This window comes from Mucilaginibacter frigoritolerans (genome assembly GCF_007830615.1).
GTDB classification, from domain to species: domain Bacteria; phylum Bacteroidota; class Bacteroidia; order Sphingobacteriales; family Sphingobacteriaceae; genus Mucilaginibacter; species Mucilaginibacter frigoritolerans.
In genome coordinates, this window is the sequence record NZ_VLLI01000005.1 from 229,938 (window position 1) to 247,464 (window position 17,527).

At 37.0% G+C, this 17,527-nt stretch carries 18 protein-coding genes; 7 read left to right on the forward strand and 11 right to left on the reverse strand.

From position 1 onward, the window contains the following. Window positions 1-6: 6 nt before the first annotated feature. From JN11_RS10100 to JN11_RS10115, 4 genes are all read right to left on the reverse strand, one after another. A complete protein-coding gene (locus JN11_RS10100; protein WP_170227735.1) occupies window positions 7-708 on the reverse strand; it encodes a polysaccharide biosynthesis/export family protein in 702 nt (233 codons plus the stop codon). A gap of 685 nt (window positions 709-1,393) precedes the next feature. After that, entirely contained in the window at window positions 1,394-2,236 is an 843-nt protein-coding gene (locus JN11_RS10105; protein ID WP_144912205.1) for an SDR family NAD(P)-dependent oxidoreductase, read from the reverse strand. Between the two features lie 79 nt (window positions 2,237-2,315). Further along, window positions 2,316-3,218: a helix-turn-helix domain-containing protein gene (locus JN11_RS10110; RefSeq protein ID WP_144912206.1), complete on the reverse strand. Its 903-nt coding sequence runs from the start codon at window positions 3,216-3,218 to the stop codon at window positions 2,316-2,318. A gap of 36 nt (window positions 3,219-3,254) precedes the next feature. Further along, window positions 3,255-4,370, reverse strand: coding sequence for a trans-sulfuration enzyme family protein (locus JN11_RS10115; RefSeq protein WP_144912208.1), 1,116 nt, complete (start codon window positions 4,368-4,370; stop codon window positions 3,255-3,257). Window positions 4,371-4,494: 124 nt separating this feature from the next. Here JN11_RS10115 and JN11_RS10120 point away from each other — a divergent pair, with 124 nt between their 5' ends. The 4 genes from JN11_RS10120 to JN11_RS10135 all read left to right on the forward strand — a co-directional run bounded on the left by JN11_RS10120 (window position 4,495) and on the right by JN11_RS10135 (window position 7,823). Continuing rightward, entirely contained in the window at window positions 4,495-4,938 is a 444-nt protein-coding gene (locus JN11_RS10120) for a DinB family protein (protein WP_144912209.1), read from the forward strand. 10 nt (window positions 4,939-4,948) lie between these two features. Next, window positions 4,949-5,383, forward strand: coding sequence for a DUF3052 family protein (locus JN11_RS10125; protein ID WP_144912210.1), 435 nt, complete (start codon window positions 4,949-4,951; stop codon window positions 5,381-5,383). A 71-nt stretch (window positions 5,384-5,454) separates the two neighbouring features. Next, window positions 5,455-5,880, forward strand: a complete 426-nt coding sequence (locus tag JN11_RS10130; RefSeq protein WP_144912212.1) for an OsmC family protein — start codon at window positions 5,455-5,457, stop codon at window positions 5,878-5,880. A gap of 566 nt (window positions 5,881-6,446) precedes the next feature. Further along, window positions 6,447-7,823, forward strand: a complete 1,377-nt coding sequence (locus tag JN11_RS10135) for an OmpA family protein (RefSeq protein WP_144912213.1) — start codon at window positions 6,447-6,449, stop codon at window positions 7,821-7,823. Between the two features lie 75 nt (window positions 7,824-7,898). On the opposite strand, the gene JN11_RS10140 is transcribed toward JN11_RS10135, so the two are convergent. Beyond that, entirely contained in the window at window positions 7,899-8,282 is a 384-nt protein-coding gene (locus JN11_RS10140) for an SRPBCC domain-containing protein (protein ID WP_144912215.1), read from the reverse strand. Window positions 8,283-8,320: 38 nt separating this feature from the next. Beyond that, entirely contained in the window at window positions 8,321-8,899 is a 579-nt protein-coding gene (locus tag JN11_RS10145; RefSeq protein WP_144912217.1) for an acetate uptake transporter, read from the reverse strand. Window positions 8,900-9,009: 110 nt separating this feature from the next. Between JN11_RS10145 and gpmA the strand changes: the two genes are divergently transcribed. Further along, complete coding sequence (gene gpmA, locus JN11_RS10150; RefSeq protein WP_144912218.1) at window positions 9,010-9,699, forward strand: 2,3-diphosphoglycerate-dependent phosphoglycerate mutase; 690 nt, start codon at window positions 9,010-9,012, stop codon at window positions 9,697-9,699. 45 nt (window positions 9,700-9,744) lie between these two features. Here gpmA and JN11_RS10155 read toward each other — a convergent pair whose 3' ends face one another. From JN11_RS10155 to argB, 3 genes are all read right to left on the reverse strand, one after another. After that, window positions 9,745-11,121 carry an aspartate kinase gene (locus tag JN11_RS10155; protein ID WP_144912220.1) on the reverse strand — a complete coding sequence of 459 codons (1,377 nt, stop codon included), beginning with the start codon at window positions 11,119-11,121 and terminating at the stop codon, window positions 9,745-9,747. A 192-nt stretch (window positions 11,122-11,313) separates the two neighbouring features. Further along, window positions 11,314-12,126 carry a pyrroline-5-carboxylate reductase gene (gene proC / locus JN11_RS10160; RefSeq protein WP_144912222.1) on the reverse strand — a complete coding sequence of 271 codons (813 nt, stop codon included), beginning with the start codon at window positions 12,124-12,126 and terminating at the stop codon, window positions 11,314-11,316. Further along, window positions 12,123-12,968, reverse strand: a complete 846-nt coding sequence (gene argB, locus JN11_RS10165) for an acetylglutamate kinase (protein ID WP_144912224.1) — start codon at window positions 12,966-12,968, stop codon at window positions 12,123-12,125. The genes proC and argB overlap by 4 nt, the downstream gene beginning before the upstream one ends. Before the next feature lie 333 nt (window positions 12,969-13,301). On the opposite strand from argB, the gene JN11_RS10170 reads away from it, so the two are divergent. Continuing rightward, window positions 13,302-14,615, forward strand: a complete 1,314-nt coding sequence (locus JN11_RS10170) for an NAD(P)/FAD-dependent oxidoreductase (RefSeq protein WP_144912226.1) — start codon at window positions 13,302-13,304, stop codon at window positions 14,613-14,615. A gap of 62 nt (window positions 14,616-14,677) precedes the next feature. Next, window positions 14,678-15,919, forward strand: coding sequence for a cation:proton antiporter (locus JN11_RS10175; protein WP_144912228.1), 1,242 nt, complete (start codon window positions 14,678-14,680; stop codon window positions 15,917-15,919). Between the two features lie 4 nt (window positions 15,920-15,923). On the opposite strand, the gene JN11_RS10180 is transcribed toward JN11_RS10175, so the two are convergent. Together JN11_RS10180 and JN11_RS10185 are read right to left on the reverse strand one after the other, a co-directional pair. Next, entirely contained in the window at window positions 15,924-16,544 is a 621-nt protein-coding gene (locus tag JN11_RS10180; protein ID WP_144912230.1) for an FMN-binding negative transcriptional regulator, read from the reverse strand. Between the two features lie 28 nt (window positions 16,545-16,572). Next, window positions 16,573-17,523, reverse strand: coding sequence for a Rossmann-fold NAD(P)-binding domain-containing protein (locus tag JN11_RS10185; RefSeq protein WP_144912231.1), 951 nt, complete (start codon window positions 17,521-17,523; stop codon window positions 16,573-16,575). Window positions 17,524-17,527: the final 4 nt, after the last annotated feature.

Genomic DNA, 17,527 nt, shown 5'->3' on the forward strand with positions numbered 1-17,527 from the left:
AAATTACTATTTACGAATGGCTAAAGTTAATATGACTGCTAATAATGATAATGCGCTTAAGAAAATGGGAATTGTTTGCGTGCTTCGTTCACTTAGTCCAGCCTTAGCTTTGTTACCTTCAATATAAATCAAATCATTATTTTGAAGATAATACAAGTCCTTATCAAATATTTGATCGTTGTTAAGGCTGAAGCGTTTGTAAACTAATTTATTGCCCACCATACGAACCAGCAAGGCGTTGTCTCTTCTGCCGTAAACTGTTAAATCACCGGCTAAACCTAAGGCTTCAGGAAGTGTGATTTTTTCATTTGGAACTGGAATCACTCCGGGATGATTAACTTCTCCCAGTATAGTTATTTTATAATTAAGTACACGTATAGTAACTATTGGATCAAGTACAATTTTTTTATCAATAAATTCCTTTTTTATTTCTTCTGCTAATTCTTCTTTAGTTAACCCTTCAGCTTTGATTATACCCAGCAATGGTAAAGTAATATAGCCTTTTTCATCAACCAAATTTCCTGTCATTGATCCACCTGAAGATGCGCCACTAGCATTCGCAGTCGCTGCTGAAGGTAGCGTGCCAGTTGAAGTAGTACTAACACTGGTTTGATTAAAAACAGCCATAGCCTGTACATCCAAACTTTCGATAGTGATTTGAAGTAAATCGTTTTTATTTATTTTGAACAATTTGGGGATGGCTTGCATTTGGACTGTAGTGTCCCTGGGGATATTATTAAAGTATGCTAACCTTTTACTATTAACACATGAATTCATAGTTAACATTACTATAAAAACTGTGAGTGGAAAATACAAGCTGTTTTTTGTGAATTTCATATAGCTTCGCTTTTCTCAGTCACAGATTTTTATTTTGCAACCGAGCTAAAATTGGGGCTAATATCTGTTTAAAATGATATTAGGGATTCTTTTAAATTATATCAAAAAAGTGAATTTTGATTATAAAAAAAACAATAATACGTGTGTTTTTTTAAAAAAAACGTATATAATACTATATTTTTATTAACATTAATCAATAAGAAAATATCAATTCTTTTTAAGAAGTAATAAAAAAATTACACTTTATTTACTCCTCATTAATCTCAACATTTTGATTAAATCAAAATGTTACTTTTTTGTCTTTTTTTAATATTAGAAAATAGTAATAAGTATATTCCCGTTTTCTGATATTTAGCCTCTATACGTAATTAAGCCTTAATAAGTTAGCCGGAGGAGGGATTTTATACGTAAAACGTTGTAGAGTCCTGAAGGTGAGTAATTTTAAAACAAAGAACGCAATCTGAATTAAATTGCGTTCTTTGTTTTTGACTATTTTTTTATTTAATTATTAGGGAAGGAGATGAAGGAAAAAAAATATTAATTAATCAATAAGTAATTAACCCTGATAAGCCATTGATTTAGATAATTCTTCATTTAATCTGAATGTTTTATCAAGAAATTCCAACTTTTGTATTGCGCGGTTATAAGCGTCTTCTCCCAATAATAAATGTGTTGGAGGATTTTCGTCATAGGCAATTTGTATCATTGCTGCAGCGGCTTTCTCTGGGTCGCCAGCCTGGTTACCATTAAGCTTTTGATAACGTGCATGTGATGCTCTTACGTCCTGATAATCTTCAATTGCATTTTTTGTTAAAAATAGTGAATCAGCGGTTAAAAAACTTGTACGGAATGCCCCGGGTGCAACAACTGTAACTTTAATACCCAATGCTTTTACATCTTCAGCCAACACCTCTGATAAGCCAACTACAGCAAACTTAGTAGCAGCATATAAAGCCCAGCCAATCCCTCCTGTAATACCAGCAATAGACGAAATGTTTATAATATGCCCTGACCGTTGTTTGCGCAGGTAAGGCATTACATTACGAATTACGTTTAAAGTGCCGAAAATATTTATATCAAAGCAATCCCTTACTTCGCGGTCTGTTAGTTCTTCAATACTGCCGCCAATACCATAACCGGCATTGTTAATTACTACATCAATTTGCCCGAATACACAATTTGTTTTAAGCAATGCATCAGCCACACTTGCTTCATCTGCTAAATCAACCTGAAGTGGAAGGAAATTATCAGATATCTCGTTAACAGCTGTAGTAAGTTCTTCAATATTCCTTGAGGTTGCAGCAACCTTTTGTCCTTTCGCTAATAATTGTTTTACCAGGCTTAATCCAAATCCTTTAGAAGCACCTGTTATAAACCATGTTTTATTGTTTTGTATCATACGTTGATTTTTGTTGATTCAAAGATATATTGAGGATGAGACAAATGAATTACATCATTCAAACCAATGGTTACAAAATTCAAACAATTCTATAGGCGGAAGGTGTGGTTTGGGTATGCTTTTTGAAAAAGTTGTTAAAATGCGTGGGTTCTTCAAATCCAAGGCAATAGCTTATTTCAGCAATATTCCAGTTAGTATGTTTGAGCAAAGCTTTAGCTTCACTGGTTATGCGCTCAAATATGTGATCAGTAGTTGTTTTGCCCGTAGTATGGCGTATTGCACGGTTTAAATGGTTAACATGCACCGCTAATTGATTGGCAAAATCTTTAGGCGAACGCATGTCAAATCTCTGGTTAGGTGATTCAATGGGAAATTGCCGTTCAAGTAGCTCTGTAAAAACTGCAGTAATGCGGGAATTGGCGTCCGGATGCTTATAAAGTGTTTCTGACGGTTCAATTTTCATTGCGTAATGAATCATTTCCATTACGTAATTGCGCAACAGATCATATTTAAAACGGTAGTCTGAATTAATTTCAACTAATGCTTTTTCAAATAAGCTGCTTATATAAGCATCCTGATCAGTGTTAAGTATATAGACAGGTTTGCTGCCTATAGCAAACATTGGAAGTTCATTTATGTTGCTCCGGAGTGTTTCGGTAAAAAATGGTTCCTTAAAGATGCAAAAGAAGCCAGAAGATTCATCAGATAAATATTCAAAAGTATATGGTACCTGCGGATTAAAGAAAATAAGCGCTGAACCATCCACTTCAATACTTTTGTCGGCGTAATGATAAATTGTTCTGCCACGAAATAAACTGATTTTATAAAAATCCCTCCGGCTATACTTTATTGCCTTTGTGGTTATTGCCTTAGTTTTTTCTGTTTTGAATACGTTAAAGTGCCCTGCTTCTTGACCCGTATTTTCAGGTAAGCAATTAAATTTTTGTTGGTAAAACTCTTGGAGTGTTTCAGTCTCTGCCATATGGCAAAGTTACGTAATTCAAACCAATTACTTTAATTATCCAAGTGCTGCAGACAAATCTTCAATTAAATCATCAATATGTTCAAGGCCAACAGATACTCGTAATAAATTCAATGGTGTTTTGGTATCCGGCCCTTCCACAGATGCACGGTGTTCAATCAGACTCTCTACACCACCTAAACTGGTTGCCTGGGTAAACAATTTAAGGCTATTGATAACGCGTTTTGCTTCCTCTTGTCCATCTTTAACGCAAAAAGAAAGCATGCCACCAAAGGCGGTCATTTGCTCTTTAGCAATTTCATGCTGCGGATGAGAGGGCAGCCCCGGATACATTACTTTCTCAACTTTGGGGTGCCCTTCTAAAAATTCGGCCAGCAATTGTGCATTATGAATATGCCCGCGCATACGATAAGGTAAGGTTTTGATGCTTCGTGCCAGCATATAACAATCCATTGGCGATGGTATAGCCCCCCCCATTTCCTGCACCTGGCGTATTTTTAACCATCTTTCATTCTTCTCTCCAGTAATTACTACTCCACCCATCAAGTCACTATGACCACCAAAGTATTTGGTTGACGAATGCATTACCAGATCAGCGCCTAAAGCAAGTGGCTGCTGGCAAATAGGAGTGGCGAAAGTATTATCACAGGCAACCATAATGTGTTTTGCATGTGCTATGGCTATCACTTTCTTAATATCTGTAATTTTGAGTAATGGGTTTGATGGAGTTTCAATCCATATTAAGCCAGTTTCGGGCCTGATATGGTTTTGCAAAATATGCGGATCATTGATATCAATAAAATCAAATGTTAAAATATCTGAAAACAAGGTTTTAAGCTGATTACATAAACCATGATACATATCATCTGGTGCTATAACATGTGTACCTGCAGGTAACGATTGAAATATAGCCATCCCGGCAGCATTACCTGAGGCAAAAGCAGCGGCATCAGCACCACCTTCTAATTGTGCCAGTACATTTTCAAGCATTTTACGGTTGGGGTTGCTGGCACGGCTGTAAATATGCCCACCAAGGTAAGTGCCATCAGCAGAACGTTCAAACGTAGTAGAAAGTACGATGGGTTGAATAACTGCCTTTGATGAAGCATCAGTGTGATTGGCTGCATGTATAGCTATGGTTTCTATCTTCATTTAAAAATAATTTGTACAAACTTAATGTTTTGGAGCAAGCACGCTTAAACATTTTAAAAGAAGTAAAATAAAACCAATAAATTAGTACACGGTAAATATAACCATGTTCACATTTTAAAGTATTATGGATAATATGCAGGATGCAGTCACTAAGCTAAATGATGCTTTAGATTATTTTTTTAAGCAAGATTTAAAGGCAATTAATTGGGATAATAAACCCGCTGTTGAAAAGTGGTCAAAAAAAGAAATTATCGGGCATTTAATTGATAGTGCGCAGGTAAATCTGCAACGTTTGGTTCGATGTACTTATGAAGAGAATTTTAAACTGATATATGAACAGGAGCAATGGGTAAAGGCACAGCATTACCAGGATGCTGACATTGATTTTTTATTGACTTTATGGAAATCTATCAATGTCCAGATCATTAGAGTTATTGAAAATTACCCGGCAGATAGATCTCAAATGCAATGCGATACCGGAAAAAAAGAGAAGAGTCTGCATACCGTATCATGGCTGGCTCTTGATTATGTAGATCACCTTAAACATCATCTGCAACAAATAGTATAATTTAAAATTGATGGGAACGAATGACAAATCAATTGGCCAAACAGCAGGCTATTCGGGTACGCCCTTAGCAAAGAAACTTGGCTTAAAGGCGGGTTTTAATATCAGGTTGATAAATGCGCCCGAAGGCTATTTTGATCTGTTTACTGATTTACCTATTAATCTTGATTTGAGCGATAACGAATCCGCTAAAAAGGATTTTATTCATTTTTTTGTAATGAATGAGAACGAATATATCAGCAAGCTGCCTGTATTGAAAAAACAGATAAAGCCCGATGGTATGATATGGGTTTCATGGCCAAAAAAGGCATCAAAAGTGAATACAGATATTACAGAAAATACGATCAGAAGCTATGCTATACAAATAGGCCTGGTTGATATAAAGGTTTGTGCAGTTAATGAAATATGGTCGGGCCTTAAGTTAGTTATACCTGTAAAAGAAAGATGACTTAATGAACATAATTGTCAACCAAGCTAAATTAAACAAAATGTGTAACTTCGTACTCTTTTAATAAGGATATGCCTAAAATTGAACTTTCCCGCGTTACCGGCGATTATGGCTTTGAAGCCACAGATGAAAACGGACATGTTGTAAAAATGGATAGTAGCCCCGAAAGCGGTGGCCAAAACTATGGTGTAAGGCCTATGCAAATGTTATTAATGGGTCTTGCTGGTTGCTCGGCAATTGATGTTATTGCTATTCTTAAAAAACAGCGCCAGGAAGTTAAAGACTACAAAATGGTTGTAAACGGTGAGCGTGAAGCAGGGAAGGAACCTTCTTTATGGCAAACTGTAAATGTGGAATTCCATTTATATGGAGATATTGATGAAGATAAGGCCGCCAAAGCCGTTGAATTATCACTTAATAAATATTGTTCCGTAGCCGCAACTCTTGAAAAGGCCGGCGCAGATATTAAATACAAAGTATTTGTCCATTCGGCCTGATTGGTGCTGAATAACTCAAAACCTTCAGTTATTAATTAATGCAATACTGGTGTAAATCTTGCATCAGTATTGCTTTGTATTTTCAGATCTTCCCAAACATTTGGACATTGATTTCCTATGAGTTTTTTTTGATGAATCTATTTAATAACATTTTTTTAAATATCAATAGTATACATAATAAATATTATTAAACTTTTGAAATTTTTCTAATTCATTCAAAAGAATAGGGCAGTTTATTTAGATGGTGTTAAGAATTCAGACTACTTACGATTTAATAATAATATTAATTTAACATACATAACTGTACTCTTTTAAACTCATATTTTTAACACTAAGTGCTTACTGAGCTTCCATTATAATTATGGGTAAACATATAGTGCTATTTATTTAATAAGGTGTTTTACTTTCAATTGTTAATCAGTTAGTTATATAATTAATTTAATAATTAATATTTGTGTTTTTATGTGATAGATATTCCATTATTCTGAATGTTTTTTTTAGTGGCACTAATGTTGACTTCCTTCATTGTGTGTTATTATAAAAAACACTAACTAATTTTTAACCATATGAAAACAAGTTTAAAAAAGGCCTCTCTGGTGTTGTCCGGAATACTGGTAGGAGGTAAGTTATTAGCCCAAACAGCTGATTCTTCGCACGTAGCAACAGATTATGTAAAACCTTTTTCAGCCAATACTTTTTACAATACCTGGTCAATTGGTGTTAATGGCGGTGTCCTAACTCCATATACTATTTTTGGATCAAACAGAAATCAGGATTTTACGCATCCAAAATCAGAGATTGGTTATGGCGCATTTATTAAAGACCAGATAACATCAGCGGTAGCATTCCGGGTTGATTATCTTGGTGGCAAAGTTGAAGGCAACGACAGCCAGGTTGATCAATTAGGTGATAGTTACAGTCATTTTACTACAAAACTCCATTACGGACTAAGCTTAAGCACTGAAATAACAGTTGGTAATATTAGCTGGCACGATAATAAAAGTGCTATTCAGCCATATTTTACTGCAGGTGGTGGTATAATGAGTTATACACCTGTTATTACTACAGCAGCAGGAGCCACTTCAAATTTTAAAACTGACGGAAGTGGATCAATTAATGAATTTTATGTACCCGTTGGCGTAGGATTGAAGTTCGATTTGGCGCCGGGAATAAATCTTGATCTTGGTTATCAGGTCAACTTTGTTTATTCTGATAATTTTGACGGCTACAAATACGGTTTAAATAATGATCGTTTTTCTTATGGCCACATAGGTCTTGAATTTGCACTGGGGGGACACAAGCCACAGTTGGCTACACATAATCCTGTTTCTTCAATGCGCCAGGAATATTTATGGGAAAACCAGCATACCCGAAAAGAGTTACAAATGCAGATTGATGCCGAAAAAGCACAAAATGATCAGTTAAGAAATGATTTAAACACTACTAATGCTAATCTTGCCAAATTTACTACAGATAGTGATGGCGATGGTGTTCCAGACTTTTACGACAAATGTCCGAATACTCCTCCCGGAACTAAAGTTGATGGTTCAGGCTGTCCGCTTCCAAAAGCTGAAGTAAAAGTTTACGTAACTGAGCAAGACAGAGAAATTGTTAAAGAAGCGATCAGGAATCTTGAGTTTGATTTTGGAAAATCAACTATTCGTGAGCATTCTTTTCCAAGTTTGGATAAAGTTGCACAATTACTAATCGACAAAAAGTTCCATTTAAAATTAGCCGGTTATACCGATAATGTAGGTTCAGTTGCTGCCAACTTAAAACTTTCAAAAGATCGTGCTGAAGCTATCAAAACTTACCTGGTAGGTAAAGGTGCTGATGCATCATTAATAACAGCCGAAGGTTATGGTAAGGCACATCCTATTGCCACCAATAAAACTGCTGCTGGTCGTCAAACTAACCGCAGAGTTGAATTCTCTTTGTATTAAGATGTAAATTCTTAAACAGCTATAAAATAACGAAGCCGCTCAATTGAGCGGCTTTGTTTGTATAATTTAAATCGGTTATTCAGCTTCAAAAAACTCGGTTAAGGCTCCAAAATAGGTACCGTCCCATCCGTCTACAAAATCCTTGTATTCGGCATCTGGGATGTTGGTGTGTTTTAGTTCAACAGAAGTGGCCGTTTTATCAGCGTGCAATTTTATAGTTACTATTGATGCTTCAGGTTGCCCGTCAAAATACCATTGCTGGACGATTTTTTTTCCTTCTTCAAATTCCAGGTTTTTTCCTACAATACTTCCTTCCCACATAGAAAATTCAGAACCTGGCTCAGTCGACATCTCTGCCGGTTCCCCTGTCCACAATTCTATGGTAATTGGATTAGTTAGTGCTATATAAATTTCTTCTGGCGTAGCGTCAATGCGGTAATATTTTTTGAAATCCTTCATTTTTATCGGGCTGAATAAACATTCTCAGTGGTTCAAAATTAACCTAAAGGCAGCACAGTTTTACCATAAACTTCATTTAAAACATTTGCAATCCCTGCATAAATAGCTGATGCACCACAAAAAATGCCTTCATATCCGGCAAATTTGCCTATAGCGCCGTTACCGGTAGCATGCTCCGCTGCAAGTAAAAAGAATAGTATAGTTAAGCTTGCAAAAACCACTTGGAGTGCGCGATTCAATTTTAAGGTGCCAAAAAACAAACAAAGTGTAAATATACCCCACATAATCAAATAAGCGCACATCGCACTGTCTGAAGCTGCTGGCGCCCATCCCAACTTAGGGATCACTATTAATCCTACCAGCGATAACCAGAAAAATCCATAAGAAGTAAAGGCGGTTAATCCGAAGGTATTATTCTTTTTAGATTCAATAATACCGGCAATTACCTGTGCCAGACCACCATAAAAAATGCCCATAGCCAATATCATGGAGTTAAGCTCAAAGAAGCCGGCATTATGCAGGTTTAATAAAACAGTGGTCATACCAAAGGCACAAAGACCAAGAGGAGCGGGATTGGCAATGCCATCCTTCGCCGGAACGGGAGTAGTTGGAATCATGATAGTTTAAAAGGTTTTAATTGGTTTATCATGCAATTTAATTTATATAAATGCCTTTAGCAATTTTATTTTACAAACCGATCATTAACTTTAGCGTTAACTAATGAGCTATGCAGAAACTAGTTTTATTACGCCACGGCGAGAGTGTTTGGAATAAAGAAAACCGCTTTACCGGCTGGACCGATGTAGACCTGTCTGAAGAAGGCGTAAATCAGGCTAAGCATGCCGGTGAGTTACTAAAAAAGCATGGTTATACTTTTGATGTTGCTTTTACGTCGCTATTAAAACGGTCTATAAAAACGCTTCATTCAGCATTAGAAGAAGTGGATAACTTGTGGATCCCGGTGCAAAAATCATGGCGTTTAAACGAACGGTTTTATGGTGCCTTGCAGGGACTTAATAAAGCTGAAACAGCAGCCAAATATGGCGAAGAACAGGTTCATAAATGGCGGCGCGATCCGAATGAATTACCGCCTGCTATTACAAAAGATGATGACCGATATCCTGGCAAAGATATTCGTTATAAAGAGCTTACAGAACGGGAATTGCCTTTAACCGAAAACCTGAGCCAAACAATGGCCCGGGTATTACCTTTCTGGAATGAATTTATTGTAAGGGATATAAAGAAGGATAAAAAGGTAATAGTATGTGCACATGGCAATAGCCTTCGTGCTTTAGTTCAATATATTGATCACCTTACAGATGAAGAGGTAAGTAATCTGGATATTCCTACCGGGACGCCTCTGATTTATGAACTTGATGAAGGTCTTGAGCGGATAAGGCATTATTATTTGGAGTAGCAGCAAATAGCAGAGGCGAAATATATTGCGCCTCTGCTATAAAACTTATCCCATTGCTTTATTTAAAGCGATGATCGCTTCGTCAAAATCCTCTCTCGCTATAATAAACTGAATATTTACTTTTCTCAAAGCAAAGCCCGCACTTTTTATGTTGATGCCTTTTTCGGCTAAAGATGCTGCTGATTTGGCTAATAAACCGGGCTGATCCATGTTTGAACCGATAAGGCAAACCATAGCAACTTTTTCTGTAGTAACTTTTTCAAATTTATCTTCGAGTTCGTGTATCAGCTTTTTATTCAGGTCTTTTTCCCAAATAACTATTGAAATACTGTTGGCGCTTGTAGCCTTAAAGCTATAGCTTACGCCAAACTTATAAAATAACTGCATAATTTCCAGGTCACTACCTGGTGTGCCAACCATCGAAGGGTCGTAAATATCAATGATCAATACCTTTTCGGTGCCGGTAATTACTTCAACACGTTTGTGCTCGCAAACATACTCACGGGTAATAAGCGTGCCTGGGTGCTCTGGCTCAAAAGTATTTTTTATGCGCAGATTAATGTCATTGATTTCCAAAGGTTTTGATGCTTTGGGATGGATGGCTTCCATACCAACATCAGCCAGCTGGTCGGCAACATCATAATTGGTATACCCAACAGGATGACAGTTGTCAATGCCTACTAAAACAGGATCAGCAGTACATAAGTGATATTCTTTGTGAATTATAGCTTCATGTGGTTGTACTTCAACCGCTATTTTGCTAAAGGTAACTTCCGAGTAGCCACGGTCAAACTCGCGCATAATGCCTTCAGTTCCTTTGGCATAACCAGTTGCAATGCAAATGGTGTTTTCAAAGTCGATGTGTTGCAGGTCCTTTTTAATACGCTGATCAATAGTGTAGGAGTGATGATCATGAAAGCCACTCAAATCAATTAAAGTAGCATTAATGCCCATATTTTGAAGGATATTAGTAAAGTTAAAAGCCGAATGACTTTCACCTATCGAAGCCAGAATTTCTCTAGCCGCCTGTAATATACCTTCTTTGCTTACATAACCAGATGCCAGGATATTGGCAAGGTTTTCCAGGTAGGTTTGTGCATCTCTTATCCGTTTTTCAATAAATAAATTTGCCGTAGTAAGTTCAAGGCCAAGGTGTTCATATGTTTTGTTAATGGCCTTTAATTTGACGATAAGTTCATTTAAAGGTTTGTGAAAATCCTGGTAGTTAGCCAGTTTATGATAAACACCCGGCTCACCGGTCTTTTTATTTTCCAGCAGCATATTGGTAACACCAGAGAATGCTGATACTACAAATATGCGGTTATATAACTGTTGTCTTTCGCGTTCAAAAAGTATGATATTTTTTATTACGTCGCCTAATGCGGTCATAGATGTACCGCCAATTTTTTCTACTGTTAACATTTTAAAATAACATTTTGCTGCCCTGGCACTAAAACTATACCATCAGCAAAATAATGGTTTAATAATTGGAATATTTAAATTATATAATTGATTGTCAATTGTTTTTGTATATGATCCATTCCGTATGAAAAGTATCAATCTGATAGCCTTTTATTGAATTGATATGGTCACTAGTGTTTCAACTCGCAATGCTTATCCCTGGTAAAGGTCTCCTGCCTTTTCTGCCGACAGTTTGATCCCCTTTATCATGGCTGAACTGAAACCGTTATGTTCCATTTCATTTAAGCCGGCAATGGTACAACCACTTGGTGAGGTTACCTTATCAATTTCTTGTTCGGGATGCGAGGAAAGTTGTAATAACAGGTCGGCTGCACCTTTAGCTGTTTGAGCGGCCATTTTTAAAGCATCATGCGCATGAAAACCAATTTCTGTTCCACCTTGTGATGCTGCCCTTATAGAACGCAGAAAAAAGGCTATTCCACAAGCACAAAGAGCTGTTGCGGATGTCATTAACTCTTCATTGATCTGTATGGTTGTGCCAACGGTATCAAAAAGAGATCGCACAAAGTTAATATTCTTTGATGTACCATTGTCTGTCGCTATACAAGTCATCGACTGGCCAATAGCAATAGCCGTATTGGGCATTGCACGAATAATCTGAACGTTCATATCCAGTTGTTTACGAATATCACTACAGCTAACACCAGAAATTACTGAGATAATCAATTGCTTTTCGGGTTTTAACGATGCTTTTATTTCATCCAGTAATTTATTAAGCTGTTGAGGTAATACCGCCAGTACAATAAAATCAGCCTTTTTTACTGCTTTAAGATTATTGTCGGTTGTATAGTAACCCATATCTGAAAGTTCGGCCAAGGCGCCAACATTTCTACGGGTGAGCGAAATTTGCTGTGGTTTACATTTTCCGGATTTTACAAGTCCCTTAGCTAATGATAAGCCTATATTCCCACTTCCTAAAATTGCAATATGCTGTTGTGAATTCATAAGCTTTTACTTAAACGTGTTCCAAATGGTTGATTATGTTTTAACTTACCCAGATCGTCTGAATGCCCTATTATAACGGCTTTAACACCGCTTGATATTGCTGTAAAGGCATTATCCAATTTCGGTAACATCCCGCTGTGGATGATCTGCTGTGTTTTTAAGTCCTCATATTTTAAAGGATCAATATCCTTTATCAGAGAATGCTCATCATTTATATCTTTTAAAACGCCCTTTTTTTCAAAACAATAAATAAGGGTAGTTTCATACAATTTGGCTAATGCTACAGCTATTGCTGATGCAATGGTATCGGCATTGGTATTTAACAGTTGTCCGTCACCATCGTGCGTTATTGCACAAAAAACGGGTGTAAATCTGGCCTCCATTAAATTACTGATGCTTTGAGGATTAATAGAATTTTCATCAATATCGCCCACAAAGCCATAATCAATTGTTTTTACAGGGCGCTTTTTGGTGCGGATAAAGTCGCCGTCGGCCCCGGTTAGCCCTATTGCATTATTGCCGTTGCGTTGTAGTTGCGCCACTATGTTTTTATTAATTAAACCACCGTAAACCATGGTCACTACGCGCAAAGTTTCAATGTCGGTTATCCGCCGTCCATCAACTAGTTTTGGCTCAATGCCAAGGGTTTCAGATAATTGTGTAGCTACTTTACCACCACCATGTACCAATATTTTGTAGCCCGGTAATGCTGTGAAATCCTTTAAAAACTTATATAGGTTTTCAGAATTATCAATAACGTTTCCGCCTATTTTTATAACATACAGTTTCTTATCATCCTTAATTGTTTCTGATTGTGTTGAAACTGTGTCACTTTTACTCATATTAACCCTTTTATTAATCAATAGAAGTTAAAAATCTTCTAATATTTCTTGTTTGCGGATAAAATTACTAAAAAATGCCCTATTTTATTTAATATTTGATTCAAAACAGGTGTTTTTGTATTGAAATATTTAATCAATGTTAATTTAAGTTAAATTTAATATAAACACATAACATTTATTCCCAATTGGGTATTTTATTTATATGGCGAATTTCAAAACCAGCATAGCAGTATTTTGTTAGTAAATCTATTGTTTGTTATAATAGCGTAAGGATATTTAAGATTGCAATAGGTTTGTTAAAGATTATGTATAATTGAGTTATAAGAATAGCATATGTTTACTGTTGACCAGGAAAAAAGTAAAACGCAAAGACCACGTGTAGTTATTATTGGAGGAGGATTTGGAGGGTTATCACTGGCTAAAAAATTAAAAAAGGCACCTGTTGATGTGCTTTTGATCGATAAGCATAATTATCATACTTTTCAGCCTTTACTTTACCAGGTGGCTATTGGCGCAATAGCGGCTGATTCTATTGCTTTTCCTATCCGCAGAATATTTACAAAATTTAATAACTTCAGCTTTAGCATGGCTGAGGTTGAAAAGATTAACCCGGAGTCAAATACCCTCACAACAAATATAGGGGATATCCATTATGATTACCTGGTTATAGCAACAGGTTCCAATACCAATTTTTTTAATAACAAGGACATTGAGCATTTTGCTATGCCCATGAAAAATATTCCGGAAGCGTTAAACTTAAGGAGCCTGGTTGTTCAGAATCTCGAAACAGCATTGGTAACGGCTGATATGCGGGAAAAATTTGCACTCATGACCTTTGTGGTAGTTGGCGGAGGCCCTACAGGTGTTGAATTAGCCGGTGCACTTGCCGAAATGCGTCATTTGATATTGATGCAGGATTACCATGGCCTAAGCAAATACGATATGCGTGTTTACCTTGTTGAAGGTAAAGACAAGCTGCTGGCTGCCATGTCTCCAAAGGCCTCAATAAAAGCAAAGGAGTTTTTGCACAATGCTGATGTAACTATATTTAATAGCGCCCATGTACAAAGTTATGATGGCTTTTACTTGACTATTGATAACGGTAAAACCATAAAAACACGCAATGTTTTATGGGCTGCCGGTGTTAAAGGCGAAATGCCCGAAGGCCTGCCTGCAGAAGCGATAAACAAGGCAAACAGGATTTATACTGATACCATAAACAGGGTTAAGGGCTATGACAACATTTTTGCAATTGGCGATGTGGCTATAATGATAACAGATGAATATCCTAACGGGCATCCTGGGCAAGCACCTGCTGCTATTCAGCAGGGAGAACAACTGGGTGAAAATCTTATACGCCTGGTAACGGGAGAGGCCACCATACCATTTAAATATAGAGACAAAGGCTCATTAGCTACCATTGGCCGTAATCAGGCAGTTGCCGATTTGGGTAAATTTCACTTTCAGGGCTTTTTTGCGTGGTTATTATGGGGAGTGGTTCACATTATGTCGTTGGCAGGTTTTTCAAATAAAGGCGTTGTGTTTTTAACCTGGGTATTCAATTATATTGCTAAAAATAGTGATAACCGCTTGGTGGTAAGATATTTCAATACAGAAACCCGCATGGCTGATAATGATTCGAAATAGTCCGGCAAACTTTTTATTTGCGTTGAAGTTTTATTACCTTACCATAAGTAATAAATGTATAGATGGATATATTTCTGGTTATTACCTTACTCGTTTTAGTTAGTGCTTTCTGCTCTTATTTAAATGCACGCTTTGTAAAACTTCCTGGTGCTATCGGGATAATTACCATAGCTATTGTAGTTTCCGTAATTACTATTGTAATAGATAAATTAAATCCGGATGGTGCTCATTACCTTTCCGTATTAGCCAAAGAAATCCATTTTCCCGAAACTGTTTTAAATATAATGCTTGGGTTTTTGTTGTTTGCAAGCTCATTTAACGCCAATAATAAGAATCTCAAAAAAGAAGCCAGAGCTGTACTTGTTTTAAGTACCGTGAGTATTGTAATCTCTTCGGCAATATTTGGTGTTTTATTTTATGGTTTATCATTTGTTTTTAATTTGGAGATACCATTACTCTATTGTCTTTTATTTGGAGCACTGATATCACCAACTGATCCTGTAGCGGTATCGGCAGTTATTAAAACCTCTAAAATACCTCAAAATTTGGCCACCATTATTTCCGGCGAATCTTTGTTTAACGATGGGGTAGGACTGGTTCTTTTTGTTACCCTACTAGAAATAATAGATTCAGGAATAGAGCATATGACCTTTGCGAAAACTGCCATGCTATTTGCACGCGAGGTCTTCGGCGGAGGTACTCTAGGTTTAATATCAGGTTTTATTGCATTCCGTTTAATGAAATCAATTAACGATTTTCAAACCATTGTGCTGATCTCCTTATCATTGGTATTAAGTATTTCGGTTATTGGCTTGTATTTACACTTGTCTGTCCCTTTGGCTGTTGTTTCAGCGGGCCTATTTGCGAGTAATTATACTATCAATGGTGATGAGCATGAACATTCGCATGAAGCACTCGGGAAATTCTGGCACCTGGTTGATGAAATGCTGAATACTGTTTTATTTGTAATGATCGGCTTACAAATGATCAATTTTCCGTTTTTAAAGGATTACTGGCTAACCGGCGCTGCTGCAATTATCATTACGCTTTTGGCCAGGTGGATAAGCGTGGTATTTCCATTAACTTTCTTCTGCCGAACATTAAAAATAAATTTCAATAGTATGAATGTACTTACCTGGGCCGGATTAAGGGGAGGGATCTCTATTGCACTGGCCCTGTCATTGCCGGATAGTCCGTATCGCGATATTATACTCTCGGCGAGTTATTTTATAGTGATCTTCTCTATTGTAGTACAGGGATTAACTTTAAATAAGGTAATCAATCGGCTAATAAAACCACTTTAAGATATTAGCTGTCTTTTTTCTTTAATTGCGACATGTAATCAGCAATATCTTTCTCATTGGAGTTTTCGGAATGTCTCAGTTCCTTAATAATGCTGTTTATTTCCTTTTGAGTTTTATTCTGACTAAGCTTACTTTTTGCCTGAAGGTCATCTACCACAATTTCAAAGGCTGTAATACCTTTCATCATGTTTTGTTTAAAGGTATCAGGCAAGCTATCCCATTGTTTTAAGTAGTCAGCCTCGTAATAATTGATGGTTTCTTTTAATAAAGCAGCTTTTTTATCCGCACCTTCTAATAAGGTATATTTACCATAGGCGTGTACAGCAAGATAATTCCAGGTAGGTACATTTTCTACCTTTTCATAATGTTTGGGGGAGATATAAGCATGCGGCTCAGTAAATATTACTAAAACACGAGTATCTATACTATCTATAGCCTGTGGATTAACTTTTGCAAAATGCGATTTTAATATAAGCTTGTCATCCTGCTGACTAATTATAAAGGGTAGGTGAGTAGCAACCGGTAGCCCATCCTTAACAGAAACAATAGTTGCAAAGCTGTACCGCTGCATAAAACTAATAGCTTCCTTCGGGTCTTCGAGTTTATTAAAGGATGGAATGTACATTACCTTAACTGATTAAGTTTGTGAATAGTTAACTAAGGCCTTCCAGCATTCTTTTTAACACAGCCTGTGCAGCCCAAACGCGATTTGCTGCTTCGTGAACTACTACAGAACTTTCACCGTCCAGAATTTCGTCAGAGAGCTCTAAATTACGTCGTACAGGCAGACAATGCATTATTTTTGCTTTGTTGGTGTTTTTTAGTCTGTCATTGGTAAGCATCCAATCCTCGTTTCCACCAAATACTTTTCCGTAAGGCTCATAAGCCGACCAGTTTTTTACGTAGATAAAATCTGCATCAGCAATAGCTTCCTCCTGGTTATGTGTAATGGTAGCTCCTTGGGTAAAATCACTGCAAAGTTCATATCCCTTTGGATGAGCAATGGTAAAATCAACATCAGCCTTACACATCCATTCGGCAAATGAATTAGGTACTGCCTGTGGTAGTGGTTTAATATGCGGTGCCCAGGTTAATACTACTTTAGGCCTGGCCCGTGTTTTTAATTCTTCAATGGTTACCAAATCCGCCAGACTTTGAAGTGGGTGACGTGTTGCCGACTCCAGGCTTACTATCGGTACACCGCAAAACTCAACAAATTTGTTGAAGATCATCTCGCTGTAGTCTTCCTCGCGGTTCTTTAAACCAGGGAATGAACGTACCCCAATGATATCCGCATATTGGCCCATTACGGCTGCTGCTTCACGGATATGCTCAACCGTATTGCCATTCATTATAGCCCCGTCACGAAGCTCCAGTGCCCAGCCTTCCTTATCAATATTTAGCACCATTACATTCATACCCAGGTTTAAAGCAGCTTTTTGTGTGCTCATGCGGGTACGTAAGCTTGGATTTAAGAATACTAATGCTATGGTCTTATTTTCTCCCAGATCCTTGTAAGCATAAGGGAATTGCTTTAACTGCAAAGCTTCTTTAACAAGTGCGTTAACGTCGGTAACATCATTAACAGAGGAAAATAATTTCATGGCT

Bases quoted from the DNA above. Each gene is read 5' to 3' on its own strand.
- JN11_RS10155 (WP_144912220.1), bottom strand. From the start codon at position 11,121: ATGTTAACAGTAGAAAAAATTGGCGGTACATCTATGACCGCATTAGGC.
- JN11_RS10105 (WP_144912205.1), bottom strand. From the start codon at position 2,236: ATGATACAAAACAATAAAACATGGTTTATAACAGGTGCTTCTAAAGGA.
- JN11_RS10100 (WP_170227735.1), bottom strand. From the start codon at position 708: ATGCAAGCCATCCCCAAATTGTTCAAAATAAATAAAAACGATTTACTT.
- JN11_RS10135 (WP_144912213.1), top strand. From the start codon at position 6,447: ATGAAAACAAGTTTAAAAAAGGCCTCTCTGGTGTTGTCCGGAATACTG.
- JN11_RS10125 (WP_144912210.1), top strand. From the start codon at position 4,949: ATGGGAACGAATGACAAATCAATTGGCCAAACAGCAGGCTATTCGGGT.
- JN11_RS10115 (WP_144912208.1), bottom strand. From the start codon at position 4,370: ATGAAGATAGAAACCATAGCTATACATGCAGCCAATCACACTGATGCT.
- JN11_RS10110 (WP_144912206.1), bottom strand. From the start codon at position 3,218: ATGGCAGAGACTGAAACACTCCAAGAGTTTTACCAACAAAAATTTAAT.
- JN11_RS10170 (WP_144912226.1), top strand. From the start codon at position 13,302: ATGTTTACTGTTGACCAGGAAAAAAGTAAAACGCAAAGACCACGTGTA.
- JN11_RS10180 (WP_144912230.1), bottom strand. From the start codon at position 16,544: ATGTACATTCCATCCTTTAATAAACTCGAAGACCCGAAGGAAGCTATT.
- JN11_RS10120 (WP_144912209.1), top strand. From the start codon at position 4,495: ATGGATAATATGCAGGATGCAGTCACTAAGCTAAATGATGCTTTAGAT.
- argB (WP_144912224.1), bottom strand. From the start codon at position 12,968: ATGAGTAAAAGTGACACAGTTTCAACACAATCAGAAACAATTAAGGAT.
- proC (WP_144912222.1), bottom strand. From the start codon at position 12,126: ATGAATTCACAACAGCATATTGCAATTTTAGGAAGTGGGAATATAGGC.
- JN11_RS10175 (WP_144912228.1), top strand. From the start codon at position 14,678: ATGGATATATTTCTGGTTATTACCTTACTCGTTTTAGTTAGTGCTTTC.
- JN11_RS10140 (WP_144912215.1), bottom strand. From the start codon at position 8,282: ATGAAGGATTTCAAAAAATATTACCGCATTGACGCTACGCCAGAAGAA.
- JN11_RS10145 (WP_144912217.1), bottom strand. From the start codon at position 8,899: ATGATTCCAACTACTCCCGTTCCGGCGAAGGATGGCATTGCCAATCCC.
- JN11_RS10185 (WP_144912231.1), bottom strand. From the start codon at position 17,523: ATGAAATTATTTTCCTCTGTTAATGATGTTACCGACGTTAACGCACTT.
- JN11_RS10130 (WP_144912212.1), top strand. From the start codon at position 5,455: ATGCCTAAAATTGAACTTTCCCGCGTTACCGGCGATTATGGCTTTGAA.
- gpmA (WP_144912218.1), top strand. From the start codon at position 9,010: ATGCAGAAACTAGTTTTATTACGCCACGGCGAGAGTGTTTGGAATAAA.